This window comes from Aeromonas sp. ASNIH1, assembly GCF_002934285.1.
Taxonomy (GTDB): domain Bacteria; phylum Pseudomonadota; class Gammaproteobacteria; order Enterobacterales; family Aeromonadaceae; genus Aeromonas; species Aeromonas caviae.
On the sequence record NZ_CP026228.1, the window covers coordinates 4,061,259 to 4,076,047 of the forward strand.

Consider the following 14,789-nt stretch of genomic DNA (forward strand, 5'->3'; position numbering starts at 1 on the left):
CGCAGAATGCGTCTTTGTGATACCGATATCGAACGGCACCTGGATGAAGGCAAGATCGTCATCGAGCCGCGGCCCGGTGTTGAGCGGATCAGCGGCGTCAGCGTCGATGTGCTGCTGGGCAACGAGTTTCGGGTGTTTCGCGATCATACCGCGCCTTACATCGACCTTGGCGGTACCAGTGCCGAGATGGCCGATGCCATCGAGCGGGTGATGAGCGAGGAGATCCACGTGCCGGACGGTGAAGCCTTCTATCTGCACCCGGGTCAGCTGGCGCTGGCGGTGACCTATGAATCGGTTACCTTGCCCGCCGATATCGTCGGCTGGCTGGATGGTCGCTCCTCCCTGGCGCGCCTGGGCCTCATGGTGCACGTCACCGCCCACCGCATCGATCCGGGCTGGTCAGGTCGCATCGTGCTGGAGTTTTACAACGGCGGCAAGTTGCCTCTGGCCCTGCGTCCCAAGATGAAGATCGGTGCCCTGAACTTCGAGATGCTGTCAGGTACCGCGGCTCGCCCGTACAACAAACGGGAAAATGCCAAATACAAGAGTCAGCAAGGGGCTGTGGCCAGCCGGATCAACCAGGATTGACCCCCGCACCGTGCGGCTTGTCTATCGAGGAGGGTGCCAGGGCACCCTCTTTTATATCTGACAAAAGGAAACGGACGTGCCGAGCGGGTTGAAAACGGCCTTTTTCGGGACATCGAGCTATGCTTCGGCTTTGATTGGCGCCTATCCACAGCAATGGAATGGACTTAAATTAATCCTCGACAAGCCCCGTTCCTACAGGCCCTAAGACATTTTCTGACGGAATGCCCTTTTTTTTTTTGCTGAAATATTTCAACAACGGGTATGGCGCATCGAGCCTTCTGGCATAATCCGCCGCAACTCATAAACAGGTTCGTTTTTATGTTTGAAATGTTTAGTGGTTTGGGTTTGTGGTGGTCAATCGGTTTGGTATTGGCCGTTTTTTTTGTGCTGGCCTATGAATTCATCAACGGCTTTCACGATACCGCCAACGCGGTAGCAACGGTTATCTATACCAAGGCGATGCCGGCTCATATGGCGGTGGTGGCTTCCGGTCTGTTCAATTTCGCCGGTGTCATGCTGGGTGGGTTGGGGGTGGCCTATGCCATCGTTCACCTGCTGCCCATCGATCTGCTGCTTGGCATGGACTCTACCCAGGGTCTGATCATGGTGTTCTCCCTGCTGTTCTCGGCCATCGTCTGGAACCTGGGAACCTGGTACTTCGGCATTCCGGCATCCAGCTCCCACACCCTGATCGGTTCCATCCTGGGGGTAGGCGGCGCCTATGCCCTGATCAGCCATCAACCTCTGAAAGAGGGTATCAACGTCGGCAAAGCCATCGACATCATGCTCTCTCTCATCATCTCTCCCACCGTGGGCTTCATCATTGCCGCCTTGCTGCTGTTCGCCATGAAGCGCGTATGGCTTGGCAGCAAGATCCACAAGACCCCGGAAGAGCGCCTGCTGGTGGACGGCAAGAAGCATCCACCATTCTGGGCCCGTGTCACTCTGATTTGCTCCGCAATGGGGGTGAGCTTCGTGCACGGCTCCAACGATGGCCAGAAAGGCATCGGTCTGGTGATGCTGGTGCTGATCTGCATGGCGCCTGCCTATTTTGCGCTGGACATGAACAGCCGCTCCTATGATCTGGACAGAACCCAGGATGCCAACCAGCGCATCATGGAGATCTACCAGCGTAACCAGGATCAGGTCTCCCATCTGGTGAACTTCAGTGTGCCTGCCAAAGCCCAGGAAGAACTGATGAGCCACTGTGCGGCAGGGGAGGCCCTGCAGGCCATGGCGACCCTCGACAAGCGTCTCGGCCAGGTGCGCACCTACGAGGAGATGAACCTGGTGGATCGCCGCGAGGTGCGTCGTCTGCTGCTGTGCATCGATGACACTGCCCGCAAGGTCTCCAAGTTGCCACTGCCGGCCAAGGAGCTGACCGATCTCGCCAAATGGCGCAAGGATCTGACCGCAACGGCCGAATATGCGCCGACCTGGGTCATCGTGTCCATCGCCCTGGCGCTCGGTTGCGGCACCATGGTGGGCTGGCGTCGTATCGTCTACACGGTAGGGGAGAAGATCGGTTCCTCCGGCATGACCTACAGCCAGGGCATTGCAGCCCAGATCACGGCCGCCGCGTCCATCGGGATTGCGAGTCTGACCGGGATGCCGGTGTCCACCACCCACATTCTCTCCTCTGCGGTGGCGGGGACCATGGTGGCCAACAAGTCCGGCCTGCAGAGCCAGACCATCAAGACCATTCTGCTGGCCTGGGTGCTGACATTGCCGCTCACCATGCTGCTCTCCGGCGGTCTCTTCCTGCTGAACAACCATCTCTTTGGCGGATAAGCGCGACAGTCATTGGAAATGAAACAAGGGCCTTCGGGCCCTTTTTTGTTGCCTGGTGAATGTCACGTCATACGGCAATAGTTCAATGAGTAATAGCTGTATGCCATCAGACAAGAAGTTGAATGACATTATCTATCACCTCTTTGGCTTCTCTACATCCCTGAGCCACTCGTTGTGCACAGTGAGGGGAACCTGCCTGTGTGACGCCTTGTTACGAGCCGACCCTTGCACGTGAAGCTGAAGGGAGGGCGTTCAAGGGGAGCCCGCAGAATTCGGAAAAAATCGTACGCTAAGGTTTTCCGGGCATCCGTAGGGGCCGAAACTTCCCGTCTTCCAGTCTGCGGCTCTGCCGCCAGACGTAATCGCCGGTTAGGTTGATGTGCTCCCAGCCCAGCGGCGACAGGAATTGCAGCAGCTCGCCGTCCACCGGCTTGCCGGCCTCGACCAACCCCTGGGTGGCGCGCTCCAGGTACACCGTGTTCCACAGCACGATAGCCGCCGTCACCAGGTTGAGGCCGCTGGCCCGGTAGCGCTGCTGCTCGAAGCTCCGATCCCTGATTTCCCCAAGGCGGTTGAAGAACACCGCCCTGGCCAGCGAGTTGCGCGCCTCACCTTTGTTCAGGCCGGCATGCACGCGGCGGCGCAGTTCAACACTTTGCAGCCAGTCCAGGATGAACAGCGTGCGTTCGATCCGGCCCAGTTCGCGCAGGGCGACAGCCAGGCCGTTCTGACGCGGATAGCTGCCGAGCTTGCGCAGCATCAGCGAGGCGGTAACGGTGCCCTGCTTGATCGAGCTGGCCAGGCGCAGGATGTCGTCCCAATGAGCGCGCACGTGCTTGATGTTCAGGGTGCCACCGATCAGCGGGCGCAGCGTCGGGTAGGCCTGCACGCCCTGCGGCACGTACAGTTTGGTTTCGCCGAGGTCGCGGATGCGTGGCGCGAAGCGGAAGCCCAGCAGGTGCATCAGGGCGAAGACGTGATCGGTGAAACCGGCCGTGTCGGTGTAGTGCTCCTCGATCCGCAGATCGGACTCGTGATACAGCAGGCCGTCGAGCACATAGGTGGAATCTCGGACGCCGACATTCACCACGCGTGTGCTGAACGGCGCGTATTGGTCGGAGATGTGGGTGTAGAACAGCCGTCCTGGCTCGCTGCCGTACTTCGGGTTGACGTGCCCGGTGCTCTCACCCCGGCCGCCAGCGCGGAAGCGCTGGCCATCGGAGGATGAGGTGGTGCCGTCGCCCCAATGGGCAGCGAAGGCATGGCGGTACTGGTGATTGACCAGCTCGGCCAAGGCCGCCGAATAGGTTTCATCGCGGATATGCCAGGCTTGTAGCCAGGACAGCTTGGCGTAGGTCAGGCCGGGGCTCGACTCGGCCATCTTGGTCAGTCCGAGGTTGATTGCGTCACCGAGGATCGCGGACAGCAGCAACGTCCTGTCTTTGGCCTCAGCCCCGTCCTTCAGGTGGGTGAAGTGGCGGCTGAAGCCCGTCCAGTCGTCCACGTCCATCAGCAGTTCGGTGATCTTGATGCGCGGCAGTAACTGGCTGGTCTGGTCGATCAGCGCCTGCGCCCGATCCGGCACCGCCGCATCCAGCGGTGTGATCTTCAACCCGGACTCGGTGAGGATGGCATCGGGCAGCTCGTTGTCCTTGGCCAAGCGGGTGACGGTGGCCAACTGCTCGTCCAGCAGCTGCAAACGCTCTTCCAGGTACTGGTCGCTGCTCGGGTTGATCGCCAGGGGCAAGGCCTGATCCCGCTTGAGCGCGGTGAACTTCTCTGCCGGCAGCAGGTAGTCGTCGAAGTCGCGGAACTGCCGCGAGCCCTTGACCCAGATGTCGCCGGAGCGCAGGGCGTTCTTTAGCTCGGACAGCGCGCAGATTTCGTAGAAGCGCCGGTCGAGGCCTTCCGGGGTGATCACCAGCGGCTTCCAGCGAGGCTTGATGAAAGCAGTGGGGGCATCGGCCGGCACCTTGCGCAGGTTGTCGGCGTTCATCTGGCGCAGGGTCTGCACGGCTGCCAGTACACCTTGCGCGGCCGGAGCGGCGCGCAGTTCCAACACATCCAGCAAGGCCGGCGTGTAACGGCGCAGGGAAGCGAAGTTCTCGCCGACCAAGTGCAGGTGGTCGAAACCCTCCGGCCGGGCCAGCAGCTCGGCTTCGCTGACGCTCTCGGTGAACTCGTCCCAGGGAATCACCGCCTCGATGGCGGCATAGGGGTCGCTGCCGGCTTCCTTGGCCTCCAGCAGCGCCTGGCCGATCTTGGAGTACAGGCGCACCTTGTCGTTGATCGCCTTGCCCTGCTTCTGGAACTGCTGCTGATGCTTGTGCTTCGCGCCGCTGAACAGCTTGACTAGGATGCGGTCGTGCAGATCCACCAGCTCATCAATCACGGTTGCAGTGCTCTCCAGCACCACGGCGGCCAGGGTCGCATAGCGCCGCTGCGGCTCGAACTTGCCGAGGTCTTTGGGCGTCATCTGCCCACCCTCGCGGGCCAGCTTGAGCAGGCGGTTCTGGTGGATGTGCCGGCCAAGGCCTTCGGGCAAGTCCACCAGCTGAAATGTCTTCAGCCGTTCGATGTGCTCAAGCATGTGCCGAGAGTTGGGTTTCAGCGGTGCCTGCCGCAGCCAGGTCAACCAGGTGATGCTGCTGCCGGCCTTGAGCTTAAGCAACTCGTCCAGCTTGGCCCGATGCGAGTCGGTGAGAGGTTCGACCAGGGCGCGGTAGACCCGCCGATTGGCCCGTGCAATGGCCTCCGAGCAAGCCCGGTCGATCACGCTCAACGCCGGCAGGATGCGTCGCTTCTGCCGCAGGCTCTCCAGCGCCTGGCCGGCCAGCAGCAAGCCCTTGTCGGTCTGCTGGGCCAGTTCGGTCAGCTCGCGCACCAGGGCGCGGAAGTCGGACTGGCCGAACGGGGCCAGTTGAAGGTAGGTGCGCAGTTCCTGGGCGTGCTCGCGACGGGTCACATCGCGCTCGCCGTACTTCGTCCAACTCGCCGGATCGGTCTGGACTTGCTTGGCCACCCACAGGATGACCGGTTCGGGCAGCTCGCTGTCAGTGCCCAACGCATAGCCGGGGTAGCGCAGCAGGCAGAGTTGCACCGCAAAGCCCAGACGGTTGGCGTCGCCGCGCCGCTGGCGGATCAGTGACAGGTCGGAATCGTTGAAGGTGTAGTAGCGGATCAGGTCATCCTGGCTTTCCGGCAGCGCAAGCAGGGTGTCCCGCTCCGTGGCCGAGAGGATCAAGCGACGCGGCATGTGTCAGTCGTCCGTGCGGAGGTACTGGTAGAGAGTTTCGCGGCTGATGTTGAACTCGCGGGCGAGCTGCGCCTTGGGCTCACCTGCCGCCGCCCGCTGCCGCAGGGTAACAGTCTGCTCGTCGGACAGGGCCTTCTTGCGGCCCCGGTACGCGCCGCGCTGCTTGGCCAGGGCGATACCCTCGCGCTGCCGCTCACGGATCAGAGCGCGCTCGAACTCAGCGAAGGCCCCCATTACCGACAGCATCAGGTTGGCCATCGGCGAGTCCTCGCCGGTGAATACCAGCCCCTCCTTCAAGAACTCGATGCGTACGCCGCGCTGGGTCAGCTTCTGCACCAGGCGGCGCAGGTCGTCGAGGTTGCGGGCCAGGCGATCCATGCTGTGCACCACCACCGTGTCGCCCTCGCGGACGAAGCTCAGCAGCGCTTCGAGCTGGGGGCGCTGGGTGTCCTTGCCGGATGCCTTGTCGGTGAACACCTTGCTCACCTGGGTCTGTTCCAGTTGGCGTTCCGGGTTCTGGTCGAAGCTGCTGACCCGGACGTAGCCGATGCGGTGCCCCTGCACGATGTCTCCTTGGTTGAAGGCGGCTTATGTGCACTTTCTGTTCCGTTGCGCCCAAACCCCGTTTCTGTCAGGCTGAAATCTATAACCTTCGCGGGCATGTGTCAAAAAAATGCGAAAGATGACTCTATTCTGACGAAGCGGCGCGGCCTTGCCTGACATCCAGTTAGGGTATGCCTCAGTCTGACAGTGATGAGTCGCAGGCGTTCGGATCGGCATCGGTTTCGCTCCCGGTCTTGGCGCGCGCCTGGAAGCGCTGATAGCACTCCAGCCCGCAGAAGTGCTCGACGTATTCCGCGCCTTCCGGGGTGAAGGCGGCATCGAGCGGGATTTCCTTGCAGCACACGCAGCAACTGGTGGCAGTCGGATCATTTGCATTCATGGTGGCACCCCTCCATTGACTGACGAAGACGGCGAATGCCGCCGCCGGCATTGGCTTCGCGAACAGGAAGCCTTGTCCTGTGTCGCAGTCCGCTTGTCGCAATAGATCAAGACTCGCCGATGTTTCGGGGTTTGGGGAGCAATGGAACCAAAAACCAACGTAAGCTCTGAATCCCACCGTAAAGGGGCTTTCCGATCTCCAGCTCACCCGCCAGGCATTACTCTCTGATCAGTGCCTCGATGATCGGGCAGATCGTTCCGCCGTCTCCCGCATCACATTGCTGCACCAGTTCGCCTAACAGTTGCTGCATGACGACCAAGTCGGCCATCTTCTGCTCGATCAACGCGAGCTTGCGTGCAGCCCGTGCTCGCGTTTCGGCACAGGCGCACGACTCATCCAGCGTCAGCAGTCCACCGACTTCCGAGAGCGTGAAACCCAGCGCCTGAGCCCGCTTGATGAAACGCAGTCGCTTCACCATGTCCACCGGATAGCGCCGATGGCCACCCAAGGGTTTGGCTGGTTCATCCAGCAGCCCGCGTCGCTGGTAGTAGCGGATCGTCTCGACGTTCACCCCGGCGGCGTCTGCCAGCTTGCCAATGGTCAGCTCTGTGGCCATCACTTTCTCCTTGATTCCGTACTTTGGTACGGAGTTTAGAATAGCACCTAGGCAATCAGGCTCAGGAGATGGGAATGGGGATGCAACTCACCGGGAAAGGCTCGCTGGTCGCGAGTTCGCTGACCGCCATCGGTGCGTCGGTGTGCTGTGTCGGGCCACTGGTGCTGTTGGCACTCGGTGTCGGCGGTACGTGGGTGGGCGCTCTGACCATGATGGAGCCACTACGCCCCCTCTTCATCGGGTTGACTCTACTGTTCCTGGGATTGGCATTCCGCAAGCTCTACCTGGTGCCACAGGTTTGTACGCCAGGTACACCCTGCGCCGATCCGCGCACGCTCGTGCGACAGCGACTCGTGTTCTGGATCGTCAGCGTGCTGCTGCTCGGCCTATTGGCCGTGCCGTGGCTCGCCCCGCTGTTCTACTGAAGGAGATTAACCATGCGCAAACTGCTGATCGCCGTGCTTTTCGCCTTGCCCTTCGTGGCGCTGGCGGCTCCCCCGAAAACCGTCACGCTCGACGTGCAGAACATGACGTGCGGACTCTGTCCGATCACGGTCAAGAAGTCGCTGGAGAAGGTGTCCGGCGTGAGTGACGTCCAGGTCAATTTCGACCAGAAGACGGCGACCGTCACCTACGATCCCGATAAGGCCCAGCCCGAGGCACTGACTGAGGCGACCGCGAACGCGGGATACCCCTCCACAGTGCAGAAGTGAGGTCACGATGAGCGCCATTGTCCTTGAGTCCGTGCTGACTTGCCCGCGCTGCGGCTTCGCCAAGCCGGAAACCATGCCCACGGACGCCTGCCAGTTCTATTACGAGTGCAGCAACTGCAAGGCGCTGCTGCGCCCCAACCCAGGGGATTGCTGCGTTTTCTGTTCGTTCGGCTCGGTGAAGTGCCCGCCGATCCAGCAGCAGCTTGGGTGTTGCTCATAGCGTTTAGGGGGATCACAGGTCGTCGTCTGGATTACGCAGTGGCCGCAGCTCGCCGCGCGCAACTTCTTCCGGTACCGCAAAGGAATACCGCCCGAGCATGTTGATGTGCTCGTAGATCAGCGGCGATAGCCGGGCCAAATCCTCTTCCAGCACTGGATAGCCGTGCTGCTTGAGCCGTTCCACGGCCGCCGTCATGTAGAGGGTGTTCCACAGCACGATGATGTTCACCACCAGGCCCAGAGCACCGAGCTGGTCTTCCTGGCCTTCGCGGTAGCGCTGGCGGAGCTCGCCGCGTTTGCCGTGGAACACGGCGCGGGCCAGGCTGTGCCGGCCTTCGCCTCGGTTCAACTGGGTCAGGGTGGCGCGGCGCTTGGACTCGTCGTCGATATAGGTCAACGTGTGCAGAGTCTTTTCGATCCGCCCGAATTCGGCCAGCGCCTGGGCCAGCCGGGTGGGTCTATCTCCCGTTTGCAGCGTGCGCATGATGCCAGTCGCCGGCACCCGGCCGAGTTTGAGCGAGCCGGCCAGGCGCAGCAGGTCGTCCCAGTGCTCGGCGATCAGGTCGAGTTTGACCGACTGGCGGGCCAGCCCGTTGAGCTTGCCGTAGTCCGCGTCCGGGCGCGTGCGCCAGAAGCGGGTACCGCCGACATCGGCCAGCCGCGGACTGAAGTGGTAGCCAAGTAGGCGGAAGAGCCCGAACACCACATCGCTGTAGGCCCCGGTGTCGGTCATGATTTGCGTCGGCTGCAACTCGGTCTGCTGTTCCAGCACGACCGCCAGCAACACCAGGCTGTCGCGCAGCGTGCCGGGCACGGTGATGGCGTTGAGGCCGGAGAATTGGTCGGAAATCAGGTTGTACCAGGTGACACCCCGGCCGGTGCCGAAATACTTCGGATTGGGGCCGGCATGCACGGTGCGCACCGGTACGACGAAGCGCATGCCATCGGCGGAGGCGACCTCGCCGCCACCCCAGACTTGGGCCAGTTCCAGTTGGCTTTGCGCTCCGACCAGGATGGCGTTAGCCGCTGACAGGGTGTCGTCGCGGATATAATTCTGGCTGACCCAGGACAGCCGGTCACGGCGCAGCGCCGGGTTGTCGGTGCGGATCAAGGGCTCCAGGCCGGTGTTGCAGGCCCCGCCCAACAGCACCGCGCAGAGGCTGGTGACCAGGTTGTCGGCGCGTGCATTGCGTTCGGAGACATGGGTGAAGGCCTCGGAAAAGCCAGTGCGGGCGGCGATTTCCAAGAGGATTTCCGGCAGATCGACACGCGGCATCAGGTCAGACACGGCCGCCCGCAGTTGCAGCAACGAGCAGGGCTCGTCCAGCTTGTCCAGCGCCCCGAGCGACAGTTCGGTCTTGCCCTCGGTGTTCTCGCTCAGTTGAATCGCCGGGTTGTCGGGCAGGCGCGCGGCTACTGCCAGCCAGGTTGCATCCAGCTCGACGGACAAGGCGTCCAGGGTGGTTTTGGCGTCGATGGTCAGGCCCAGTGACCGGCAGATGATCGGTCGCGCCGCCAGCCATTCGGCACCGTCGAGCAGGCCAAGGCGCGGGTCGGCATAGCGCCAACTGGGCGAGACGAAGACATCGCGGCGGCGCAGGGCCGTGCGCAGCGCATCGAGCGTGCAGAACACATAGGCACCCATGTCGAGGGAGCCATCTTCGCGGGTGATGTGCTTCTGCCAAGCCTTGGCCACGATCTCCTGCGGCGCGTCATCCTCTGGCTTCCGGCGCGGCAGGTTCAGTTGCAGCCACTCCAGACTAGCCGCCACGCCCTTGCCGGCCGGGCTGAAGCCGAAGCGGATGTGCTTGAGCAGGTCGGGCAGGAAGCGGCGCACGCTGCGGTAGCGCGCTTCCAATGCAAGAAAATAGACGTCATCTACCGGGCGGATCAGCGCGTTGACCTCTTCCAGGGCCTTTTCCAGGGTGGTCCTCGGCAGGTCGTTGAACAGCCGGGCGCGCACGTTGTCATCGCTGATCGAGCTGTCCAGCACGACCTTGCACGCGGCGGCGAGCGTCGCGGCCGACCGATCCAGGTCTTTCAGGCTGCGCATGCGGGCTTTCTTGTCGGCCTTCTCCGCGTTGCTGAACAGGTCGCGCAGCAAGGCCTCCAGGACTTCCAGTGCGTCGTCGTGCGCAGTCGCCTCCAGGCAGAGTGCGAAGGCCACCAGTGTCGCCATCCGCCGCGACGCCGGCAGCCGATTAATCGCGGTGACCTTGGCCGTGTTGGCGAAGCGGGCCAGGGCGGCGATACGGCTGGGAGGGATGTGCGCCGCCGCCGGCAAGGTGATGCCGATGCCGCGCACGTCATCGAGCCGGCGCAGTGCCCGAATCAACGCGGGGCCACTGACCATGACCGGGCCGGAGCGCAATTGATCCAGCCGGGAGCTGCGGTTGCCTTCGGCCACCGTCAGCAAGTCTTGCAGTTGCAATCGCTGTTCCTCAGTCACGCTGCGGCCCAGCGTAAACCAGAGGCGTTCTTCGACCCGACTGCGCAACTGGGCGATAAAGCGCTCTAGTTGAGACACACCAGGCAGGAGGACTTTCTGTGTGAACAGCCACGAGGTGGCTCGCTCAAACAGCACTCCCGGCCGGTCGGTGCCCGTCCAGCAGAGGGCATACAGCCAGCGGCTCAAGCGAAAGCCGATGCCCGGATCGGTGAAATGACGATAGCCAAAGCGGTTCTGAATATCGGTGGCATGTATCCAGCGGCGATGATCGCTATAGCGCTGGAGGCAGTCGGGGTCTGGAATCGCCAGTTGTCGGCAAAGCACCTGCAGGACTTCCACCGGCACGGCGGCGGGCTTGTCCGGCAGAACGCCAACGAAGCGGACGGTGGTCAGCAGAACGGCATAACCCAGACGGTTATGGTTACCCCGCAGCACCTGGATGGCTTCACGGTCTTCATCGCTCAGGTGGAAGTAACGTTCCAGCTCTTCACGGCTGGGCGAATCAACATAGCGGCCAAAACCGTCGCGTTGCTCTTGAGTCAGAAAACCGACCGGCATTGATCACAGCACCTCGACGCAGAACACGGCGGGCGTGACGATCCGCGTGCGTTCGATGTGCCCGCGTTGCAGCAGGCCGGCGCGGCGATCACCGGTTACCAGGTAGTCCGCATCGCCCGCCAAGGCCATGGCCAGCAAAAACGAGTCATCCGGATCATCGGCTTCGACCTCGATGGTCAGGCGCTCCAGTACCACAGCCCGTTGCAGGTTATTGATCATGGCGCCCACCTTGGCGGGCTGTAGGATGGCCTGAAGCTTGGGATAGCGGCTGGCTCGACGAATTTCATCGAGTTGCATCCGCGAGGTCACCACCTCGAAACGCGCCGCCCGCCAGGCACGGTAGATCGCATCGGGCGCGCCATGTGGCGAGATCAGGGCGCTGAACAGGATGTTGGTATCCAACACGACCCGCATCAGCGCTTACGTGCCCAGTCGAGCGCTTCGTCAACCGCGTTGGTCAATTCTGCCTCACTCAGATGGGCGTTAGCGGCCTTGGCCTGCTCAGCGCTCAGCTCCAGGATGTGTGCCCGTACCGCTTCTTCGATGAAGCGCGACAGGTCGCCCTTACGGCCGCCGCCCTGGCTGGCCAGAAACATCCGAAGCGACTGGTCGGTGTCGGCCGAGACGGCGACATTCCAGCGAATGGTATTCATAGCGTTCTCCGCTAATAGGTGTTTGTGTGTTTATACGCCAATCACAAAGGGCGATGCAATGGTTCGACAAAACGAAGGTTTTGCCGAACTCTATCGAGGAATGGCTCGGTTCGTTAAGCTCCCCGCGCTACGGTTCAAATAACTGGTACGCTTAATCAAAGTTCAACTATTACTAACGTAGTCGAGTAAACAGTACTTTTGATGAAGATCGGTTATGCGCGAGTGAGCACTCGGGATCAGAAAGCCGACCTACAAGTCGATGCCCTGAAACAGGCCGGGTGCGAACGCATCTACCAAGACATCGCCAGCGGCGCGAAAAGCGCCCGGCCGGAGTTGGACAAACTGCTGGCCAACGTGCGGCCGGGTGATGCCGTGGTGATCTGGAAGCTGGATCGCCTTGGGCGTTCCCTCAAGCACCTGGTCGAGTTGGTCGGCGAGCTGGCAGAGCGCAAGGTCGGCTTACAGAGCCTGAATGACCCCATCGACACCACCCACGCCCAAGGCCGCCTGGTGTTCAACCTGTTCGCCTCGCTGGCGGAGTTCGAGCGCGAGCTGATCCGCGAGCGGACTCAGGCGGGTCTGTCGGCCGCACGGGCGCGTGGCCGGATCGGTGGCCGTCCCAAGGGCCTGCCAGCCAAGGCTGAGGCCACCGCCATGGCGGCCGAAACCCTCTACCGCGAAGGTCGCCTGAGCGTCAGCGCGATCGGCGAGAAGCTGCACATCTCCAAGAGCACGCTGTACAGCTACCTGCGCCACCGTGGTGTCGAGATCGGCGCGTACCAGAAGAGCGCCAGGTCACGCGACCAGCAGCCTTCGGCCGCGTCGCCGGCAGAGCCGCCCGCCGCCGAGCGGGTGGCCACCGTCACCCTGCGCCTCGCGGTGGTGAATAACAGCAAGTTCGTGCGCGGCCGGAAGCGGGCCACGGAGAACATTGAGCGCTACTGCCTGGAGCCCTATGGCATGAAGCGGCTGGATGCCGGCCACTATGAGTTGACCATTCCGTATCGGAGCGACGATGAGCTGGACAAGAGCGTGCATGACCTGCTGACCGAGATCAGCCAGGAGGCCGACATGCGCAACTGTTTTGTCGAGATGGGCGCCTGGGAAGAAGACACCGAAAAGCGTTGGTAGGGCTTACGTTGGTTTTTGGTTCCATTGCTCCCCAAACCCCTGCTACCGCTCGATAAGCTTGGCGACCTCACCAATCACATGCACCATGCACGCACTCAGCTTTTGCTTGCTCTGCAACATCAGCCTGGTAGTGCGTTCGAAAAGGCACATGACCACCCCGCGAGCATGCATTTCGATGCTGTGGATAGAAGCGTAGGCAGCATGCGTGAGCGCCTTGCTGACTATCAGCGTATGCCAATGAGCAAAGAGCATCAGCGCTTGGCCACTGAACTGCAAAACAAGCTGTCTGATTATCTGGATAATGGTGTTCAACCGACGCTCAATGCAATGCGCCAAGGTGACTATGCGGGAGGGAATGCAATCCTGCTGAATCGCTTGCAACCTGCATTTATGACGACCTATGCCAGCGTGCGTAATCTGGTTGAGTCGGAGCAGGAGAGCGCCAATGCAAGCTACCAGCGCGCTAAAGAGAGCTTCGATCGTCTGGTTGTGATAATCGGTCTCACGCTAGTGGTTGCTCTGTTTCTGGCCACAGTCGTGGCTTTGGCTACTGTATCTGGCATCACAAAAGCTGTTCGCGAGCTTCAAGTCGGCGGTCAGCAGCTAGCTGATGGCAATTTGGGCTATCGAGTTACCTATCAGGGGCGTGATGAGCTGGGCGAAATCTCTAGCTCATTCAATGCAATGGCTTCGCGTTTTCACCACACCATTCAAGAGTTGGCGGGGGCTGTGGAGCAACTGGCAGCCGCAGCTGAGCAGACTGCTCAGATCAGCACTGAAACCAGTGACGGCATCCGCCGCCAGCAGTTGGAGACAGATCAGGTTGCTACTGCGATGAACGAAATGTCAGCTACTGTGCAGGATGTGGCTGGGAACGCGGCCAGTGCAGCAAGAGCAGCACAGGAAGCAGATCAGCAGTCGGAAAGTGGAAAGCTTGTTGTTCATCAAACAATCTCTTCTATCGACAGCCTAGCCAGTGAAGTTGAGCACGCGGCCACCGTTATCCATGAGCTTGAAGCAGACAGTGCTGGTATTAGCTCTGTGGTGGATGTCATTCGCAGCATCGCCGATCAAACCAATTTACTTGCCCTTAATGCGGCTATTGAAGCTGCAAGAGCTGGTGAGCAAGGGCGAGGCTTTGCTGTGGTGGCGGATGAGGTGCGCTCGCTTGCTTCGCGCACGCAACAGTCAACCAGCGAAATTCAGACCATGATTGAAAAACTGCAGGGCGGGGCAAATCGTGCTGTTGCGGTCATGCAAAGTAGTTGCACCAAAGCACAAGCTGGTAAACAACAGGTTGCCAGCGCAGGTCATATGCTGGATCAGATCAGTAACGCTGTTGCGATTATTAATGACATGAATGCCATGATTGCATCTGCCGCTGAGGAGCAAAGCTCTGTCGCGGAGGAGATCAATCGTAACGTTACTAGTGTCAGCCAGATTGCCGAGGAAACTAGCGAGGCTTCCCGTCAGAATGTTGCCACCAGTAAGCAACTATCTGCTCTGGCAACCCAACTTCAGCGTCTGGTGCATATGTTCCGTCTTTAGGCAAACTGACGCAGGATTGTAGTCTCGTACAGCGCCTCCTCCATCGCCGGGTCGCTGTAGCCGAACCAGTTCTGCATCAAATGCACGCACAACATCGCCATCAGCGGATAGGCTGGACTGCCGCCTTCACCCTTCGGGTAGTGCGGCTCGATCAAGGCGATCAAACCCTTCCACGGCACCACCTGATCCATCTCGATCAGGAACAACTCTTTGCGGGCCTGCTTGCGCTTGCCGGCATACTCGGCGTAGGCGAAGGTCATCTGCTTCATCGGAAAACTCGGCGGGTGGAATCCGGGTATTTTGCCAAAATCAGGAAGTCTTCTT

The 14,789-nt window shown here is 61.1% G+C and carries 14 protein-coding genes and 1 pseudogene; 7 read left to right on the forward strand and 8 right to left on the reverse strand.

Translation table 11 applies throughout. From position 1 onward, the window contains the following. The first annotated feature begins 6 nt into the window (after positions 1–6). Together dcd and C2U37_RS19725 are read left to right on the forward strand one after the other, a co-directional pair. Positions 7–588 carry a dCTP deaminase gene (gene dcd, locus C2U37_RS19720; protein WP_010674732.1) on the forward strand — a complete coding sequence of 194 codons (582 nt, stop codon included), beginning with the start codon at positions 7–9 and terminating at the stop codon, positions 586–588. A gap of 318 nt (positions 589–906) precedes the next feature. Further along, on the forward strand, positions 907–2,379 hold the full coding sequence (locus C2U37_RS19725; protein ID WP_029314527.1) for an inorganic phosphate transporter: 1,473 nt from the start codon (positions 907–909) through the stop codon (positions 2,377–2,379). 289 nt (positions 2,380–2,668) lie between these two features. Here the strand turns inward: C2U37_RS19725 and C2U37_RS19730 are convergent, their stop codons facing one another. The 4 genes from C2U37_RS19730 to merR form a co-directional block, all read right to left on the reverse strand. Next, the gene (locus tag C2U37_RS19730) at positions 2,669–5,635 is read right to left on the reverse strand and encodes a Tn3-like element TnAs1 family transposase (protein WP_104452934.1); all 2,967 of its coding nucleotides are present in this window, start codon (positions 5,633–5,635) and stop codon (positions 2,669–2,671) included. A 3-nt stretch (positions 5,636–5,638) separates the two neighbouring features. After that, the gene (locus tag C2U37_RS19735; protein ID WP_033958617.1) at positions 5,639–6,199 is read right to left on the reverse strand and encodes a recombinase family protein; all 561 of its coding nucleotides are present in this window, start codon (positions 6,197–6,199) and stop codon (positions 5,639–5,641) included. A gap of 175 nt (positions 6,200–6,374) precedes the next feature. Then, entirely contained in the window at positions 6,375–6,578 is a 204-nt protein-coding gene (locus tag C2U37_RS19740) for a DUF3330 domain-containing protein (RefSeq protein WP_024198696.1), read from the reverse strand. Positions 6,579–6,795: 217 nt separating this feature from the next. Continuing rightward, positions 6,796–7,194 carry an Hg(II)-responsive transcriptional regulator gene (gene merR / locus C2U37_RS19745; protein ID WP_003089120.1) on the reverse strand — a complete coding sequence of 133 codons (399 nt, stop codon included), beginning with the start codon at positions 7,192–7,194 and terminating at the stop codon, positions 6,796–6,798. A gap of 74 nt (positions 7,195–7,268) precedes the next feature. On the opposite strand from merR, the gene C2U37_RS19750 reads away from it, so the two are divergent. The 3 genes from C2U37_RS19750 to C2U37_RS19760 are packed head-to-tail and all read left to right on the forward strand — an operon-like array spanning position 7,269 to position 8,127. Beyond that, positions 7,269–7,619, forward strand: coding sequence for a mercuric transporter MerT family protein (locus tag C2U37_RS19750; protein ID WP_003089115.1), 351 nt, complete (start codon positions 7,269–7,271; stop codon positions 7,617–7,619). A 12-nt stretch (positions 7,620–7,631) separates the two neighbouring features. Then, complete coding sequence (gene merP, locus C2U37_RS19755) at positions 7,632–7,907, forward strand: mercury resistance system periplasmic binding protein MerP (RefSeq protein WP_003150552.1); 276 nt, start codon at positions 7,632–7,634, stop codon at positions 7,905–7,907. Positions 7,908–7,914: 7 nt separating this feature from the next. Continuing rightward, positions 7,915–8,127 (forward strand): GDCCVxC domain-containing (seleno)protein, encoded by a 213-nt coding sequence (locus C2U37_RS19760; protein WP_003089113.1) that lies wholly within the window; start codon positions 7,915–7,917, stop codon positions 8,125–8,127. Positions 8,128–8,139: 12 nt separating this feature from the next. Here the strand turns inward: C2U37_RS19760 and C2U37_RS19765 are convergent, their stop codons facing one another. From C2U37_RS19765 to C2U37_RS19775, 3 genes are read right to left on the reverse strand one after another with little or no spacing between them, the layout of a single operon-like run. Further along, entirely contained in the window at positions 8,140–11,133 is a 2,994-nt protein-coding gene (locus C2U37_RS19765; RefSeq protein WP_003299771.1) for a Tn3 family transposase, read from the reverse strand. A gap of 3 nt (positions 11,134–11,136) precedes the next feature. After that, entirely contained in the window at positions 11,137–11,547 is a 411-nt protein-coding gene (locus tag C2U37_RS19770; RefSeq protein WP_003150546.1) for a putative toxin-antitoxin system toxin component, PIN family, read from the reverse strand. Continuing rightward, positions 11,547–11,786 (reverse strand): ribbon-helix-helix domain-containing protein, encoded by a 240-nt coding sequence (locus C2U37_RS19775; RefSeq protein ID WP_003089107.1) that lies wholly within the window; start codon positions 11,784–11,786, stop codon positions 11,547–11,549. Before C2U37_RS19775 ends, C2U37_RS19770 begins: the two co-directional genes overlap by 1 nt. 222 nt (positions 11,787–12,008) lie before the next feature. Here C2U37_RS19775 and C2U37_RS19780 point away from each other — a divergent pair, with 222 nt between their 5' ends. Both C2U37_RS19780 and C2U37_RS19785 read left to right on the forward strand, forming a co-directional pair. Further along, complete coding sequence (locus C2U37_RS19780) at positions 12,009–12,917, forward strand: recombinase family protein (RefSeq protein WP_256930140.1); 909 nt, start codon at positions 12,009–12,011, stop codon at positions 12,915–12,917. A gap of 78 nt (positions 12,918–12,995) precedes the next feature. Further along, positions 12,996–14,465: a methyl-accepting chemotaxis protein gene (locus C2U37_RS19785; protein WP_233768486.1), complete on the forward strand. Its 1,470-nt coding sequence runs from the start codon at positions 12,996–12,998 to the stop codon at positions 14,463–14,465. Here C2U37_RS19785 and C2U37_RS19790 read toward each other — a convergent pair. Continuing rightward, positions 14,465–14,734, reverse strand: a pseudogene (locus C2U37_RS19790) (transposase); the annotation flags it as partial. The gene C2U37_RS19785 and the pseudogene C2U37_RS19790 sit on opposite strands and share 1 nt — an antisense overlap. Positions 14,735–14,789 lie beyond the last annotated feature (55 nt).